Annotated in this window: 14 protein-coding genes; 9 read left to right on the top strand and 5 right to left on the bottom strand. The window is 45.4% G+C overall.

What is annotated here, in order from left to right:
* Positions 1-7: 7 nt before the first annotated feature.
* Positions 8-805, top strand: a complete 798-nt coding sequence (gene nudC, locus R8N46_RS23550) for an NAD(+) diphosphatase (RefSeq protein ID WP_005382516.1) — start codon at positions 8-10, stop codon at positions 803-805.
* 247 nt (positions 806-1,052) lie between these two features.
* Positions 1,053-2,120 carry a uroporphyrinogen decarboxylase gene (hemE, locus tag R8N46_RS23545; RefSeq protein WP_005382517.1) on the top strand — a complete coding sequence of 356 codons (1,068 nt, stop codon included), beginning with the start codon at positions 1,053-1,055 and terminating at the stop codon, positions 2,118-2,120.
* Between the two features lie 241 nt (positions 2,121-2,361).
* Here hemE and R8N46_RS23540 read toward each other — a convergent pair whose 3' ends face one another.
* Both R8N46_RS23540 and R8N46_RS23535 read right to left on the bottom strand, forming a co-directional pair.
* Entirely contained in the window at positions 2,362-2,934 is a 573-nt protein-coding gene (locus R8N46_RS23540; RefSeq protein ID WP_005382518.1) for a uracil-DNA glycosylase family protein, read from the bottom strand.
* Between the two features lie 2 nt (positions 2,935-2,936).
* Positions 2,937-3,860: a D-2-hydroxyacid dehydrogenase gene (locus tag R8N46_RS23535; RefSeq protein WP_005382519.1), complete on the bottom strand. Its 924-nt coding sequence runs from the start codon at positions 3,858-3,860 to the stop codon at positions 2,937-2,939.
* Between the two features lie 66 nt (positions 3,861-3,926).
* Between R8N46_RS23535 and R8N46_RS23530 the strand changes: the two genes are divergently transcribed.
* The gene (locus R8N46_RS23530; RefSeq protein ID WP_005382520.1) at positions 3,927-4,514 is read left to right on the top strand and encodes a YjaG family protein; all 588 of its coding nucleotides are present in this window, start codon (positions 3,927-3,929) and stop codon (positions 4,512-4,514) included.
* Positions 4,515-4,593: 79 nt separating this feature from the next.
* Here the strand turns inward: R8N46_RS23530 and R8N46_RS23525 are convergent, their stop codons facing one another.
* The gene (locus R8N46_RS23525) at positions 4,594-5,727 is read right to left on the bottom strand and encodes a hemolysin family protein (protein WP_017821795.1); all 1,134 of its coding nucleotides are present in this window, start codon (positions 5,725-5,727) and stop codon (positions 4,594-4,596) included.
* Between the two features lie 253 nt (positions 5,728-5,980).
* Here R8N46_RS23525 and hupA point away from each other — a divergent pair, with 253 nt between their 5' ends.
* Positions 5,981-6,253, top strand: coding sequence for a nucleoid-associated protein HU-alpha (gene hupA, locus R8N46_RS23520; RefSeq protein ID WP_005382524.1), 273 nt, complete (start codon positions 5,981-5,983; stop codon positions 6,251-6,253).
* Positions 6,254-6,292: 39 nt separating this feature from the next.
* Positions 6,293-6,991 (top strand): DUF1481 domain-containing protein, encoded by a 699-nt coding sequence (locus tag R8N46_RS23515; RefSeq protein WP_053307544.1) that lies wholly within the window; start codon positions 6,293-6,295, stop codon positions 6,989-6,991.
* 84 nt (positions 6,992-7,075) lie between these two features.
* On the opposite strand, the gene purD is transcribed toward R8N46_RS23515, so the two are convergent.
* Positions 7,076-8,365: a phosphoribosylamine--glycine ligase gene (gene purD, locus R8N46_RS23510; RefSeq protein ID WP_115386356.1), complete on the bottom strand. Its 1,290-nt coding sequence runs from the start codon at positions 8,363-8,365 to the stop codon at positions 7,076-7,078.
* Between the two features lie 194 nt (positions 8,366-8,559).
* Positions 8,560-10,152, bottom strand: a complete 1,593-nt coding sequence (gene purH / locus R8N46_RS23505) for a bifunctional phosphoribosylaminoimidazolecarboxamide formyltransferase/IMP cyclohydrolase (protein WP_115386355.1) — start codon at positions 10,150-10,152, stop codon at positions 8,560-8,562.
* Positions 10,153-10,417: 265 nt separating this feature from the next.
* On the opposite strand from purH, the gene zntR reads away from it, so the two are divergent.
* The 4 genes from zntR (at position 10,418) to R8N46_RS23485 (ending at position 16,777) form a co-directional block, all read left to right on the top strand.
* Positions 10,418-10,816 carry a Zn(2+)-responsive transcriptional regulator gene (gene zntR, locus R8N46_RS23500; RefSeq protein WP_005382529.1) on the top strand — a complete coding sequence of 133 codons (399 nt, stop codon included), beginning with the start codon at positions 10,418-10,420 and terminating at the stop codon, positions 10,814-10,816.
* A 163-nt stretch (positions 10,817-10,979) separates the two neighbouring features.
* Entirely contained in the window at positions 10,980-12,542 is a 1,563-nt protein-coding gene (gene cadC, locus R8N46_RS23495; protein WP_005382530.1) for a lysine decarboxylation/transport transcriptional activator CadC, read from the top strand.
* 638 nt (positions 12,543-13,180) lie between these two features.
* Positions 13,181-14,524, top strand: a complete 1,344-nt coding sequence (gene cadB, locus R8N46_RS23490) for a cadaverine/lysine antiporter (protein ID WP_005434864.1) — start codon at positions 13,181-13,183, stop codon at positions 14,522-14,524.
* 117 nt (positions 14,525-14,641) lie between these two features.
* Positions 14,642-16,777 carry a lysine decarboxylase CadA gene (locus R8N46_RS23485; RefSeq protein WP_250654335.1) on the top strand — a complete coding sequence of 712 codons (2,136 nt, stop codon included), beginning with the start codon at positions 14,642-14,644 and terminating at the stop codon, positions 16,775-16,777.
* Positions 16,778-17,329 lie beyond the last annotated feature (552 nt).

Genomic DNA, 17,329 nt, shown 5'->3' with positions numbered 1-17,329 from the left:
TGGTGTAATGTTAAGAAAAGGTGATGTTAACCGCGCGATAAATGCATACTGGTGTGTTGTTGCAGGAAGTGAAATTTGGCTGGTGGATGGTGCTGTGCCCTTCGGGTCTGCAGAGCAGTTATCACTGCCAGTAACGAGTGCAAGACCCATTGGTGAGTATTCTGGTTCGCCCGTCATGTGGCTTAACTTGGCCGATTTAGAGCATGATCTACCTTTAGTATCCCTGCGTGACTGCCTGCATTTTCCTGAGCCATTATTTATGTTGTTAAGTAAAGCTGTGCAATATGGGCACATGACGCAAAGTTTGCGCTTTTGTCCACAGTGCGGAGGAAGAAACTTTCTTAATAATAACCAGTTAGCCATGCAGTGTGGTGAATGTCGCACCCTTCATTATCCTAGAATATTTCCGTGTATTATCGTTGCTGTACGTAAAGAAAATCAGATCTTATTAGCCCAACATCCAAGGCATCGAAATGGTATGTATACGGTTATTGCGGGTTTTCTAGAAGTCGGTGAGACATTAGAAGAGTGCGTGGCTCGAGAAATTCATGAAGAAACGGGAATTCTCGTTAAAAATATTCGTTACTTTGGCAGCCAGCCTTGGGCTTTCCCATCCAGTATGATGATGGGGTTTTTAGCTGACTATGAATCCGGAGAGTTAAGCCCAGACTACACTGAGCTGTCTGATGCACAATGGTTTGGTATCGACGAGATGCCGCCTGTTGCGCCTAAAGGAACGATTGCAAGAGCACTTATCGAACAAACGCTGAAAGATATAGACTCTAATTGTCTGATAAATAGATAAAAAAAACCCTCCGAGAGGGAGGGGGTAAGTAAGATGTCGTTATGAGATGCTGAGTACTAAGTACTCAGTTTATAATTGTAGTTTTCGCTAGCGAACAAATTTTTAACACTGATACCGATTGGGTGCAAATTAAGCATTGATTTAAAAGTTAATAACTTGATCCAGGTTGCAAAGCACACAGCTATTGGACTTAAATCAGTGATAGAATACCCCCTTTCACAGAAAGCCTAACAGTTGGAATTACGGAATGACTGAATTAAAAAATGATCGTTATCTGCGTGCGCTTTTAAAAGAGCCGGTAGATTACACGCCAGTATGGATGATGCGCCAGGCAGGTCGTTACCTACCAGAATACAAAGCGACTCGTGCAGAAGCGGGTGATTTCATGTCTTTGTGTCGAAATGCAGAGTTAGCATCCGAAGTGACACTTCAACCATTACGCCGTTTTCCTCTTGATGCCGCGATCTTATTCTCGGACATCTTAACGATTCCAGATGCAATGGGGCTTGGTTTGCGTTTTGCTGCGGGTGAAGGACCTGTTTTTGATAACCCAATTACATGCAAAGCCGACGTGGAAAAAATTGGTTTGCCAGATCCTGAAGGTGAACTGCAATACGTAATGAACGCAGTACGCCAGATCCGTAAAGACCTGAAGGGTGAAGTGCCGCTGATTGGTTTTTCTGGTAGTCCTTGGACTCTTGCGACGTACATGATCGAAGGTGGTAGCTCTAAAGCGTTTACCAAGATCAAGAAGATGATGTACGCGGAACCACAAACTCTGCACCTACTTCTAGATAAGCTGGCAGACAGCGTTATCGAGTACTTAAACGCGCAAATTAAAGCGGGTGCGCAATCGGTAATGGTATTTGACACATGGGGTGGCGTACTAACGCCTCGTGATTACAATCTGTTCTCACTGCAATACATGCACAAGATTGTAGATGGTCTGATTCGTGAAAACGACGGTCGTCGCGTGCCAGTCACACTGTTTACTAAGAATGGCGGCATGTGGCTTGAGCAAATCGCAGCTACGGGCTGTGATGCGGTTGGTCTAGACTGGACAATCAACATTGCTGACGCGAAAGCACGTATCGGTGATAAAGTGGCTCTGCAAGGTAACATGGACCCATCAATGCTTTACGCTTCACCAGAGCGTATCCGTGAAGAAGTCGCGGGTATTCTAGAAGGTTTTGGTGATGCAGGTACTGGTCATGTGTTCAACCTAGGTCACGGTATCCACTTGGATGTACCGCCAGAAAACGCGGGCGTATTTGTGGATGCGGTACACGAGTTATCTAAGCCATACCACAAGTAAGTTAGATTTTTTTGAAATCAAATGCCGGCATTCAGTGCCGGTATTTTTTTGCCTAAAATTCAGTTTTTCTATCTGAGACTCAAGGCTGTACAGCTCTAGTAGTATTTGGCCTATCATGATCTAATTACTACTCTAGCTGTACACTAGACATTAAAGTTTAATATAAACAAATACTTATGATTTCTGGTTTTATGTTCTAATTTTCTTGTACAGATAAACAAGCAATTAGAACATGGGTAACCTAAAGCATCGAGTGAACGCGTTTTTTAAGGTATGGCACGACGTCAGATTCAAACCAAGGATTCTTCTTTAACCACAATGTATTGCGTGGGGATGGGTGAGGGAGCGGGATAAAGTCCGGTTCCCAATCTTGCCATTGCTGAACAGTTTGCGTGAGCGTCTTTGGTTTGTTGGTGAGATAGTACTGCTGCGAGTACTGACCAATTAGTAGAGTGAGCTCTATATTGGGCAGTTGCTCAAGAATCTTTTTATGCCAAGTGGGCGCACATTCTTTACGAGGCGGTAAATCACCAGAGTTCCCTTTGCCTGGATAACAGAATCCCATTGGGACAATGGCAATTTTATTTGGGTCGTAGAAAACGTCTTTGTCGATATCGAGCCATTGGCGTAATCGATCACCACTTGGGTCATTCCAAGGTATCGAGGTTTTGTGTACACGTGTGCCAGGGGCCTGACCGATGATTAGGATGCGTGCCCCTTTTGCTGCTTGCACGACAGGGTTTGCACCCAAAGGTAAGTTATCCGCGCAGATCTGGCAGGCCCTCACTTGCTGCAATAGCTCGTCTAACGACATTCTTAGTAACCCTTTTCGAAATCCACTTGATAATTTAATGAAAACCCATCGCGCCAGCGTAGATAGTTGTCAGCAAAAATCTCGATGACTTGCTCGGGAAAACTCAGCGCAGCAATGTGTGGAGTGATGGTGACTTGCGGTAGTTTCCAAAATGGATGCTCTACCGACAACGGTTCTTGCTCAAACACATCTAAGAAGGCGTGTTCTACCCAACGGTTTTTCAGAGCGAAGAGCAACCCTGCCTCATCCAATACGTCGCCACGACCTACGTTAAACAATAACGCCTGATTTAGTTGGCTGAGCGTTTGACGATTAAGTAACTGTCGCGTCTCAGGTGTACTTGGTAGAGTATTCACAACGATGTCGGCTTGCTCAAATGCCTTACTTAGTTCATTGATATGAAAGGTCTGATGAAACTCGCCGCCTGGAGTAGGGATACCTGTGCGGTTAATACCGATAGTTTTTATCCCCATTGCTTTAGCGGCGTTGCCCAGATAGCCCCCAATACTACCGGTACCAAGAATTACCATGGTTTTACTTTTTAATGACGTGTACAGGTGAGGCTGCCATTGTTTGTTTTGTTGCTGCTGGTGGTATCGGGCAAAGTGGCGGTAATGGGCAATACTGTAACCCAAAACATATTCAGCAATCAGTGGACCAAAGATGCCTCGAACGTTAGTTAGAGTATAGTCCTGACGAAGGCTAGGGGATGTTAAGGCGTTGACACCAGCAAACGTGGATTGTACCCATTCAAGCTGTGAAAACTCGTCTAAGCTTTGTGATAGTAAGGGTGGATCCGCTAGTACGATCTGAGCGGCTTCTGGTTGGTCGGTGAGACAAAGATCGGGCAGATTTTTCTCTGCCAGTAACGTTTTGTAGGTGTCGCGATGCTCTGAGAGCAGGAAAATCTGATTTGAATGCGGCATTAACTTTTTTCCCTGTGATGAATCAAGTACACTTTCGCTGTTTTTTTCTTCAATGATTGAGTGACTATGCTTAAGAATCCTCTTCAGGTTCGTTTAGAAAAACTAGAACCTTGGCAACAAATTACCTTTATGGCGTGTCTGTGTGAACGCATGTATCCAAACTATGCGATGTTTTGTGAGAATACAGAATTTGCTGACCCGCGTGCTTACCGAGCGATTCTTGATAGTGTATGGGAAATTTTGACAGTTAAGAACGCGAAAATTAACTTCGAACGTCAATTGGAGAAGTTAGAAGAGTTGTTCCCAAGTGCGGATGAGTTCGATTTTTACGGCGTTTACCCAGCGATGGACGCGTGTCAGGGTTTGTCTACGTTACTGCATGGTCTATTGGACCGCGACTACCTTTTCGATTCAATGCTTAAAGTGAGTCAACAGTCGGTACAAACCGTTGCTGATCTAGAGCAAGCACAAGGCGCAGAGCCAATCACTAACGACAACCAGAAAGAAAACGAAGCCGTATGTGAAGAGTGGGACGTCCAGTGGGCTATCTTCCGTCCGCTGCGTGAAGCGGTAGAACGTGACATCAGCTTGATTAAAGATTTGCGTGAAGAGCTACGTGAAGAAGGTGTGAGCAACATCGGTATTGCACTTTAATCGTTGAATAAATAGAAAAAGGCATCCTAACTGGATGCCTTTTTTGTTTGTGCGTTTAAGCTGTTATACCTAATGCTGATTACGATTCTTTCGAGTCGGATTTCGGTGGCTCTTGAGCTTCTGGCTCTTTATCCTGCTTCTCCGGCTCATTATCTTCTTCATCGTCATCGCGGCTTTCGATTACGCCGTGCATTTCTTTCCAGCTTTCCCAGCGTTGGTAAGCCAGCTCCTGCATGTCAGTGCTTTTATCTGCTTCGTCGATGATCTCCTCGCCTACGAGGTGTTCAAAAATATCTTCCAACGTTACCAAACCTAGCACGGTACCGTATTCATCAACAACAAGTGCCAGCTGTAAGCGATGAGTCATCATCTGGTCGAATACTTTAGGTAAAGTAGTATTGTTTAGCACCACTTGAATTGGGCGCATGATTGCTCCCAACTGTTTTTGTCCACAACCTGATTGTTGTAGTTTGAACAACTCAAGGCGATGCACAAAACCAATGATGTTATCTTTCTGTTCGCTGTAAACCAATGGGCGTGAGAAAGGCGTATCTTTGTGTTTTTCTAGGAACTCATTGATGGTCATTGTGGCATCGACACGGAATACTACTGGTCGTGGCGTCATAACCTGCGTTACGGGTACATCTTGGATGCCAAGCAAGTTGCTTAAGATTTTTGATTCACCCTCGGCAAATTCACCGCTTTCACGTGCCAGAATCGCCATTGCAGACAGCTCATCACGCATCTTTGGAGCTTCGTGGTTACGAGCAAGACGCTTGGTGATTTGCTCTGAGAACCAAACAAAGGGTGTAAGCGCCCATACCATCCAACGCAATGCGACCGCGGCAGTGGGTGCCAACTGACGCCAGTAGGTCGCGCCAATCGTCTTCGGTACGATTTCTGAAAGCACTAAGATCGCCAATGTCAGCACTGCCGAAAAGATACCTAATGCTTCGCTACCAAATACAACTGCAGCTTGTGCACCAGCAGTGGCCGCGCCGATAGTGTGAGCGATGGTGTTTAAAGTCAGAATAGATGCCAGTGGTCGGTCGATATCTGATTTCAGCTTAGCCAATTGCCCAGCTGCGGGATGCCCCTGTTGATTGAGCTGCGCAATGTAGCTCGGACTGATACTCAGCAGTACCGCCTCCAGCACCGAACAGATAAACGAAATGCCGATTGCAATAGAGATATAAATGGATAACAGCAGCATAGTTGCCCTTGAATGTAGTTTGATAGTGGTTATTTGCAGCTATTATAACCGCAAAAGTGACTTATAAATTGGTCCAAATACCTTGGAAAGCAAGGGTTTTCAGGGGGTATGTGGTAACAAATTGTGAGTTATTACTCATATTATGGCTAAAAGTACGTCAGAAAATCGAAAGATCGCTTACAAACCTTTGCCAGATGGGGCATTTATGTTTTAGAGTGAGACGAATTCGATAACCTATGAGAAGGGAAACCTAATGAACAAGACCCAATTAATCGACTTTATCGCAGAGAAAGCAGACCTATCAAAAGCACAAGCAAAAGCTGCTCTTGAAGCGACTCTTGATGGCGTAACTGGCGCACTTAAAGAGGGTGACCAAGTTCAACTAATTGGTTTTGGTACATTCAAAGTAAACCACCGCGCTGCACGTACTGGTCGTAACCCTAAGACTGGTGACGAGATTCAAATCGCAGCAGCTAACGTACCAGCATTCGTAGCAGGTAAAGCGCTGAAAGAATCAGTAAACTAAGTTAGAATGCACCGAGGTATCCTGCCTCGGTGCAATTTCATGAAAAAACATCTACTCACTTCACTTCTCCTATCTAGCCTTACCCTTTTTGGCTGTTCATCGGTTGAAACTCCTAATTTAGAACAATTCACGCATTTTTCTGGTGGTAAAGTTGCGGGAGATGCTAGCAGCTTGTACTGGATGACAGAGAAACTCACTCGTGTGAGTACGGCGGCTGATTATGTGACTATGGGGGACAATGGTTGGTTCAAGAGTGATTATCGCTGGGATGAAGGTGAGTTGCGAGAGTTGATTCGAAAAGGCGAGCAAGTTGATACCAAACAAGAGTTGGTGCCTTTTCAAATCCACATCCGTTTCAATAAAGATGGCGAAGCGGTTTACCAACAATATCGTGTTAACCGTAAAGTCTTACCACTCCAGCATGACCAATTAGAGCGCTACAAAGCAGAAGCGAATGACGTAGTGGCATCGGTTAAGGCGCAGTCTCGTAACAATCAGAGCCTTATTCAAGGTTATTGGAATGGTCAATCGTTTGAAACCTGCAAAGGTAAGGTGTTCTCGACACTCGAGTTTAATCAGACGCTGCCAAAATTTATTATCGAGCGTCTCTCATCGGTAGACAGTTATGTGGCTTTTGTCGGCAAGCAGTCACGAAACAAAGCAATGGTCGATGAACTGTTGATGCTCAATGACGATGACTTTGATTGTGTTTCTCGGCCAAAGTTGATCTCTGAATAAACATTGCTTCGAATTCTGTCGAACAAGAACAATAAAAAAAGGCGCTGAGTGCGCCTTTTGTTTTTTAGCCAACTTATGTTGTTTTTATTTGTCTTGCTCACGTGCAATTGCACGGTAGCCGATATCGTTGCGATGGAACATGCCATCCCAACGGATCTGTTTTGCAAGCTCGTAAGCACGCTGCTGCGCTTTTGATACGCTGTTGCCAAGTGCCGTTGCACAAAGAACGCGACCACCGTTTGTCACGATGTCGCCATCTTTGTTATCTGTACCTGCATGGAAGACTTTTTCGCCTTCAATTTCAACTTGTGGCAGACCCGAAATTACGTCGCCTTTGTTGTATGCAGCTGGGTAACCACCGGCTGCTAACACGATACCAATCGATGCTCGTGGATCCCACTTCGATTCCGCTTGATCCAGTTTCTCGTCGATTGCCGCTAGGCACAGATCAACAAGATCCGATTCCATGCGCATCATGATAGGTTGTGTCTCAGGATCACCGAAGCGGCAGTTGTACTCGATTACTTTCGGAGTGCCGTCTTTGTCGATCATCAGACCCGCGTATAGGAAACCAGTGTAAGGGTTACCTTCAGAGGCCATGCCACGTACTGTTGGGTAAATCACTTCTTCCATGATGCGGTTGTGGATTTCCTGTGTTACCACTGGAGCTGGAGAGTATGCTCCCATGCCACCAGTGTTAGGACCTGTATCTTTGTCACCTACGCGTTTGTGATCTTGGCTGGTGGCCATTGGCAGAACGTTCTCGCCATCGACCATCACGATGAAGCTTGCTTCTTCACCATCTAGGAACTCTTCGATAACTACACGGCTACCAGCATCACCAAATGCGTTACCAGCTAGCATGTCTTTGATTGCGTCTTCGGCTTCTTCTAGCGTCATTGCCACAATCACGCCTTTACCAGCCGCAAGGCCGTCGGCTTTCACCACAATCGGCGCACCTTGCTCACGCACGTAAGCCAGTGCAGGCTCGATTTCAGTGAAGTTCGCGTAGGCACCCGTTGGGATTTGGTGACGAGCAAGGAAGTCTTTAGTAAACGCTTTAGAGCCTTCAAGTTGCGCTGCGGCTTGGGTAGGACCAAAGATTGGTAAGCCCGCTTCGCGGAACGCATCAACCACACCAATAACCAATGGTGCTTCTGGGCCAACGATAGTCAGTTCAATCGCCTTCTCTTTGGCGAAAGCAACAAGGCCAGCGATGTCTTCTACATCGATGTTTACGTTCTCTAGTTTTGGCTCTAGTGCTGTACCTGCGTTGCCTGGTGCAACGAAGATAGTCTCAACATTTGGGTTTTGTGCCGCTTTCCAACCTAGCGCATGTTCACGACCGCCTGAACCAATGATTAAAACTCGCATATGAAAATCCTTAATCTTATAAATACCGTTTGCTCAAACTCAGATATTTCGCAAAGACCTGAGTATGGCCTCTCTAATTCAGTGGGACGAGGACAAGGCGACAAGTGAACTTATTCCTATGAGCATAGTATGCTATGTGATTAGGATAAGTGAACGCCGTCAACGCAGTTATCGTCCCAGTGAAGACGAGAGGATTAGTGGCGGAAGTGACGCATACCGGTAAAGATCATCGCCATGCCGTGTTCGTCTGCCGCTGCGATAACTTCGTCATCACGCATAGAACCACCTGGTTGGATCACACACTTGATGCCCGCTTCTGCAGCCGCGTCGATACCGTCACGGAATGGGAAGAATGCATCTGAAGCCATTACACAACCTTCAACCTGTAGACCTTCGTCTGCAGCTTTAATGCCTGCAATCTTCGCAGAGTAAACGCGGCTCATTTGGCCAGCGCCTACACCGATAGTCATATCGCCTTTCGAGTAAACGATCGCGTTAGATTTCACGTATTTCGCTACTTTCCAGCAGAACAGTGCATCTTTCAGCTCTTCTTCTGTTGGCTGGCGCTTAGAAACCACTTTTAGATCGTCTAGGCTTACCATGCCTTGGTCACGGTCTTGAACCAGTAGACCGCCATTCACGCGTTTCACGTCAAAGCCAGTTGTCTTCGTTGTCCATTCGCCACATTCAAGTAGACGCACGTTCTTCTTCGCTGCAACCACTTCAATCGCTTCAGCAGAAACGGAAGGAGCGATGATGACCTCAACGAATTGACGTTCAACAATAGCGGTTGCTGTTTCAGCATCTAGCTCTTGGTTGAATGCAATGATGCCACCGAATGCAGATGTTGGGTCAGTTTGGTAAGCACGGTTGTACGCTTCTAGGATGTCTTTACCTAGAGCAACACCGCATGGGTTTGCGTGTTTTACGATTACACATGCTGGCTCGTTGAACTCTTTCACACATTCAAGCGCTGCGTCCGTGTCTGCGATGTTGTTGTAAGAAAGGGCTTTACCTTGGATTTGGCGAGCAGTAGAAACGGATGCTTCTTGTGGGTTTGCTTCAACGTAGAATGCGGCTGCTTGGTGGCTGTTCTCACCGTAGCGCATGTCTTGCTTCTTCTCGAACTGTTGGTTGAACGTACGAGGGAATTTGCTCTCTTCATCACCGTCTTTGTTCTCACCGTAAGATGGAACCATAGTGCCGAAGTAGTTTGCGATCATGCCGTCGTAAGATGCTGTGTGCTCGAATGCTGCGATAGCTAGGTCGAAACGAGTTTCGAGAGTGAGAGATTTGTCGTTTGCGTCCATCTCTGTAATTACGCGGCCGTAATCACCTGCATTAACAACGATAGTCACGTCTTTGTGGTTTTTCGCTGCAGAACGAACCATTGTTGGGCCGCCGATATCGATGTTTTCAACAGCGTCGGCTAGTGTACAGCCTTCTTTGGCAACGGTTTCTGCGAATGGGTATAGGTTTACGACAACCATATCGATAGGGTTGATGCCGTGCTTTTCCATCACGTCATCATCTTGGCCACGACGACCAAGCACACCACCGTGAACTTTTGGGTGAAGCGTTTTAACGCGGCCGTCCATCATTTCTGGGAAACCAGTGTAGTCAGAGACTTCGGTTACGGCGATGCCTTGTTCGGCAAGTAGGCGAGCTGTACCACCAGTAGATAGGATATCGACACCGCGCTCAGCAAGAGCTTGCGCAAACTCAACAATACCTGTTTTGTCTGATACGCTGATAAGCGCACGGCGAATAGGACGAGCGTTATTCATGCTTCCATTTTCCTCAAATTCACGGAGTTAAAGATGTTTGCCAAAAATGAACTTGTTTTTACCTCTTGGGGTAAAATATTGGCCAGTTTTGGTAAAGACCTTTGCAGGCTGTTTTCTGGTTAGAAAACAGTCTCCACATTTGATGGCGCGTATTCTAACCAATTTATTACAAAAAAGCTCGCGCAATCGTTTGGCATCTCAAAAATAATTGCAAAAAAGTCGTTCTTTAGCTTTAAAAGTAACGAGATAGTTAATAGGGAAAGTTATGTTTCAGATAGGTGAACTGGCAAAACGTTGTGGTGTGACTGCCGATACATTGCGTTTCTACGAGAAAAACGCGCTAATAAAACCCGCAGGACGAAGTGAGTCAGGCTATCGCTTGTATGATGAAGAGAATCAAAAGCAGGTGCACTTTATCCTCAAAGGTAAAGATCTTGGCTTGAGTCTGGATGAAATTAAAGACCTGTTAGAAATTAAGTTAGAAGCGACAGAACACAGCTGTGCAGAGGTAAAAGCCATTACTTCTGCCAAGTTAGAGCTGATTGATGGGAAAATTAACGAGCTGACGAAAATTCGCCGAGCGTTAAAGAAGATTAATGATGCTTGTTGTGGTCATACAGACGATGACGCCACACATTGCTCTATCCTTGCCGCACTTGAGTAGTCTCATTCTTGCATCACTTAACTTAAGTTTGCATTTTTGGCGACTTGCTTTTCTAGGTACACGCTGCTTTCCCACCTATAATCTTGCCTTTAGTTACTTGTAGGAATCGACCATTGTCTGATTCCTAGCGTAACGCTGTCTGTAGATACGAGAGTTTTCATACATGGTTGGAGTCTATTTTCAAATCAATGACTGGGTTTTGAGCGTTGATGAAAATAAGCTGTATCGACAAGATAGGGAAGTTACTGTTGAGCCACGCTTAATTAATCTTTTGCACTTCTTAGCGGAGCATGCGAATGAGGTGTTCAACCGCGAGGAATTGATTCAGTACGTTTGGGCTGGAGCGATTGTGACCGATCAAGTGGTGACTCAATCCATCTTTGAGTTGCGTAAGCTACTACGTGACGGTCGAGAGGAAAATACCAACTACGTTATCACGGTGCCCAAGCGTGGCTATAAGCTGGTAGCGAACGTGGTTACTATGACGCATGAAGAGTTTGTCACAAGTCGGCAAAATGAAGAGATCCCACCTTCTGTTGAAGAATCGGAAGAGGATTGTCTACCTATAGCACCAGCCGTTACCTTTCCTGCCGGTCCTCTAACTCGCGCAGTCTGCGAGATGTCAAAAGAGAAAAAAGCACCTCAGAGCAAAAACAAAATCAGCCCTTGGCGATTGGGAATTATGAACTTCATCTGGATCAGTATGTTGGTCGTAGTGATGGGCGTGTTTACCTACAAGCAATCGGAAGTGCGTATTACCCAAGCCATCGATACCCATCTGATTGAGTTCAAGTTTCAAGATAATTTTACGAATGAAGGATTAAGCTACGATTTGGCAGACGGATTCGCCCAAAAGTTGATGTCCGACATTGCTCAAGTCAGTGATTACCGAGTCATGCTAAAGAAGGCGTCGTTTACTTCTGGCATTGTGCCTGGTAAATCGGTTGTGGTGAGAGTTCGTGAGAATGACGGTGGCAGCTTTTTAGAGGTGGAATATCGCAATAACTCATCTGAGAAAGTGTTGTTTAGTCGTCAATACGCGTTAACCAGTAGTCATTTAAAGACAGTGCTTCAACAAGCGTCGTTGGATTTGATGCAAGTGCTGAAAGTATCGGATGCCAAATTGAAATCTACGATGCTGGTGGCGGGAATGCCAATGAATCCCGACGCGTTGGAGTTGTTTGTTCAGGCTAACCATTACCTTAATGTCTCTGATACTAAACAATTCCGCCAAGGTATCGACTTGATGGAAAACATTTTAGAAATCGAGCCGGATAATGCTTACGTTCAAGCTGAGTTGTTGATTGCTTACCATGTACAAAAGGCACTTGATTTCTCACAGGAGTTGAAGAAAGGGCGAATGCAGCAGCTCAGTGAAGCACTAGAGACTAATGTGAAAATGATGGTGGGGCCAATTCAACCGCGAATTTATGAAGCTTTAGCACTGCACGAAACCATCATTGGTGACATGGCGTTAGCCAAGCGGCATCTCGGACAGGCATTGAGGTTACGTGATTCAGTGCTTTCCTATGTGATTCGCGGTAAGCACGCCGAATTGGATGGTGATCTGGATTTAGCCAGTGAGTCTTACAGTGAAGCTTTCTATATTGATACGTCGGTTGAGACGTACCTGCTGTGCGAAAACTTGGTCTTCCCAAGTAACATGAAGGCGATTGATTACGCCATGTATCGCGCCGTTCACCCTTCTGTCGTTCGAATGCTTTAATTCTCTCGGACTCAACGTCAGTCTAATGCTAGCCCCTCATTTCGGTGAGGGGCTTTTTTGTCGCTGTCGAAAAGTGAAAAGGGTGAGGCGGTGGGGCAATGACTTACGAAGGAGCTAACAACGCAAGCTTGCAACGGGAATACATACCCGCTTCTCTATCTCTATTGATTGTATGAAGTGTCTGGCTGAGTTATGTGGCGAGAATGATTTTGATGCTTTCTTGCAGGCGAGATGAATATTGATGTGGGTCAAAAAGCGCGATCAGGGAGAGATTTATGGAATCAACACTTCAGGGAATTAACCCTTCGGGATGGGGAAGTTGATAGAGGTTGATAACTTTTATCGCGATGACCAACGAGTTGATGAGAGTTTATCTATCGGTAGAAGGTTTGATGTTTTTCTTATAACCGCATGAATAATATAGTTTTATATTTTTGTGTTTATCATGTTTATCTCAACTTGATGTTGATGAACTAATCATTTTATTGATAACACCAAGTTTATTTTTTTCCCGATTTTTGGGCGTAGTCTTCACTTCGAAATTTAGCGAGGTCGAGCAGGTTCTTCCTCATAGCATCTCGCTAATAACCATTCAGTTTGAGTCATGTTGACTCGAGTAGAATAGATTTGGAGATGTTATGTCATCGAATGCGAAAAAAATCGGCCTTATTGCCTGTACGGGTGTCGTAGCCGGTAACATGATGGGTAGTGGTATCGCACTATTACCTTCTAGTCTTGCCTCTGTAGGCTCTGTTTCAATCTTCAGTTGGCTGATCTGTTTGGTCGGTGCACTGAGTCTGGCGTTTGTTTACGCTCGTCTGGCAACCAAAAACCCACAAGAAGGTGGTCCAATCGCTTATGCTGGCGAAGTGTCTCCGGTATTTGGTTTCCAAACGGGCGTTCTTTATTACCACGCGAACTGGATTGGTAACCTGGCTATTGCCATTACAGGTGTTTCTTACCTTTCAGTATTCTTCCCTGTGCTTAATAACCCAATCCCAGCAGGTATTGCGACGATTGCATCGGTATGGATCTTCACTTTCGTCAACCTACTTGGTGGTAGCTGGGTAAGCCGTCTATGTACGCTTGGTCTAGTTCTTATCCTTATCCCAGTTGTTGGTACAGCTGCATTTGGTTGGACGCACTTCGATACTGCGCTTTACAGCCAAAACTGGAACGTATCAGCAGGCACTGACAGCCACGCGGTAGTAACAGCGGTTCTTATCTGTCTATGGTCATTCGTAGGTGTGGAATCAGCAGCGGTATCGACTGGTATGGTAGAAAACCCTAAACGTACTGTACCTCTAGCAACTATGTTGGGTACTGGTATCGCAGGTGTGATTTACATCCTATCAACTCAAATGATCAGCGGTATGTTCCCAGCGTCAGAAGTTGCGGCATCAGGTGCGCCATTTGCACTAGCAACCACTGAGCTATTCGGTAGCTGGACAGCACCATTCGTATCAGCATTCACAGCGCTAGCATGTTTCACTTCGCTAGGTTCTTGGATGATGCTAGTAGGTGAAGCAGGTAAACGCGCAGCAAACGACGGCAACTTCCCTAAAATCTACGGCGAAACTGACAAAAACGGTGTGCCTAAGAAAGGTCTAATCCTTGCGTCAATCAAGATGACTGCGCTGATGGTTGTACTGATGTTCTTCAGCTCTAAAACAGCACACGCATCAGACCTATTCAACCAGCTAACAACTGACGCGGTTCTACTAACAATGCTGCCTTACTTCTACTCAAGCATTAACTTGATTCGCTTCGAAGGTATGACAACACGCAACGGCTTCGTAATGCTGTTCTCTGGTGTGGCTTGTCTGTTCTGCTTCATCGCACTAGCAGGTGCAGAGGGCGGTACGCTAACAGCAACCTTCATCGTGTCTCTAGTTATCTTGATGTTCTACAGCAAAAAAGCAGGTCTTGCTCAGTACGTGAAAATGCACGCTGACGACATGCCTGCCCAAGCAAGCAACTAATCCCCAAAACGCTGGCACTAAGGTGCCAGCCTATAAAACCCAAATTCACGCGGCGCTCACCTTACTCATTGCCTGTAAATGGCAAAGAGCGCCCTCATTCGCCTTGGAGATGTCCAAATGAATATATTCGCTATCTTGAACCACATGGGTGTGTTCTTTAAAGAAGAGCCAGTTCGTCAACTTCACGCTGCTCTTGAGAAAGCGGGCTACGAAGTGGTTTACCCAATAGATGATAAAGACTTGATCAAAATGATTGAGATGAACCCACGCATTTGCGGTGTGCTGTTCGACTGGGATAAATACTCACTAGAGCTATGTGAACGTATTAGCCAAATCAACGAAAAACTGCCTGTTCACGCATTTGCTAACGAACAGTCTACTCTCGATATTTCACTAACAGACCTACGTCTAAACGTGAGCTTCTTCGAGTATGCTTTAGGTATGGCTGACGACATCGCTATCAAAATCAACCAAGCGACAGAGGCATACAAAGATGCCATCATGCCTCCATTCACTAAAGCGCTATTCAAATACGTAGAAGAAGGTAAATACACCTTCTGTACTCCAGGTCACATGGGTGGTACTGCATTCCAGAAAAGCCCTGCTGGTAGCATCTTCTACGATTTTTATGGTCCAAATACATTTAAAGCGGACGTATCAATCTCAATGCCTGAGTTAGGTTCTCTACTAGATCACTCAGGTCCACATAAAGATGCAGAAGAATACATCGCACGTACATTCAATGCGGACAGCTCTTACATCGTAACGAACGGTACGTCTACATCGAACAAAATTGTTGGCATGTACTCAGCGCCTGCGGGCAGCACAGTGCTGATTGACCGTAACTGTCACAAATCTCTGACTCACCTAATGATGATGAGCGACGTGACACCAATCTACTTCCGCCCAACTCGTAACGCATACGGCATCCTTGGTGGTATTCCACAAAGCGAATTCAGCCGTGATGTCATTGCAGAGAAAGTTGCAAAAACACCAGGTGCAACAGCACCAACTTACGCAGTAGTGACTAACTCAACTTACGATGGTCTGTTGTACAACACACAATTCATCAAAGAGTCGCTAGATTGTAAACACATCCACTTCGACAGTGCTTGGGTGCCTTACACTAACTTCAACCCAATTTACGAAGGTAAATGTGGTATGAGTGGTGAAGCGATGCCAGGCAAAGTGTTCTACGAAACACAATCAACACACAAACTGTTGGCAGCGTTCTCACAAGCTTCAATGATTCACGTGAAAGGCGACTTTGATAAAGAATCTTTCAACGAAGCATTCATGATGCACACTTCAACTTCACCTCAGTACGGCATTGTTGCTTCTACTGAAACTGCAGCGGCAATGATGCGCGGCAACACTGGTAAGAAGTTGATGCAAGACTCTATCGATCGCGCAATCCGCTTCCGTAAAGAGATCAAACGTCTAGAAGCAGAAAGCGACAGCTGGTTCTTCGATGTATGGCAACCAGAAAACATCGATACCACAGAATGTTGGAAACTAGACCCTAGCGACACATGGCACGGCTTCAAGAACATGGATGATAACCACATGTATCTTGACCCAATCAAAGTAACGCTACTGACTCCAGGGATGAATAAAGAAGGCGAACTAGAAGAATCAGGTATTCCTGCTTCGCTGGTGGCTAAATTCCTAGACGAGCGCGGCATCGTGGTAGAGAAAACAGGTCCATACAACTTGTTGTTCCTATTCTCAATCGGTATCGACAAATCAAAAGCAATGCAATTGCTACGCGGTCTAACTGAATTTAAACGTGGCTACGACTTGAACCTAACCATCAAGAGCTTCCTACCTTCGCTATACAACGAAGATCCAAGCTTTTATGAAGGCATGCGCGTTCAAGAACTAGCACAAGCAATTCATGACCTAACTAAGAAATACAACCTACCAGAGCTAATGTACAAAGCGTTCGATGTTCTTCCAGAAATGAAAGTAACACCACACGCAGCATGGCAAGAAGAGCTTCGCGGTAACGTAGAAGAAATCAAACTGGAAGAAATGGTTGGTCGCGTAAGTGCGAACATGATCCTTCCTTACCCTCCAGGTGTGCCACTAGTACTTCCTGGTGAAATGGTGACTCAAGAGTCTCGCCTTGTGCTGGACTTCCTAGAGATGCTTTGTGAGATCGGTGCGCATTACCCAGGTTTCGAAACCGACATCCACGGCCTATACCAACAAAAAGATGGTAGCTACACCGTAAAAGTATTGAAGAACTAAGTTCCTCTCGAAGATGACGCCATTGGGAATGCAAGCATGCTCCACTCTTACGAGCTCAATGCGTCATCGAACAATAACGACATTTAGATATACCCCTAACTAATCTGTCGTAAAGAGAAGGGCAAGGATGCTCTGATCTTTTCTTCTATATACAGAAGAAACACTTTTCCAAGACTTCACCTGAAGTACCCCAAATAAAAAGCAAAGACCAAAAGAGCAGTTCGTCATCGTTCTGCTCTTTTTTTCATCTTTTATATAGGTAGAAAGAGAAAAAAGAACCAAGAGAGATAAGATCAGCAACCGAAATCACAAAGAAATCGGCGATCTTTTAATGCAGAAGTCAGGTGTTTCATCATGAAAAGATCCTCTGCAACCCGAAATATTAGACAAGATCGTTGAGTATCTATGCAGAATGCTTGTTATTTGTTCGGTTGAAAGTTTTTTTGCAAAAAACGCTTGTGCTAATTTCTCAACCCCCTATACTGCGCATCCACCGACACGGAGTGAGACGAAAGTCACACAGCGAGTCGGGAAGAGAGAAAAAAGAATTTG

It is taken from the genome of Vibrio sp. 1874 (assembly GCF_033344395.1).
Classification (GTDB): Bacteria; Pseudomonadota; Gammaproteobacteria; order Enterobacterales; family Vibrionaceae; genus Vibrio; species Vibrio alginolyticus.
The sequence above is the reverse complement of the archived record's forward strand: the minus strand, read 5'-3'. Positions and strand labels throughout refer to the sequence as shown.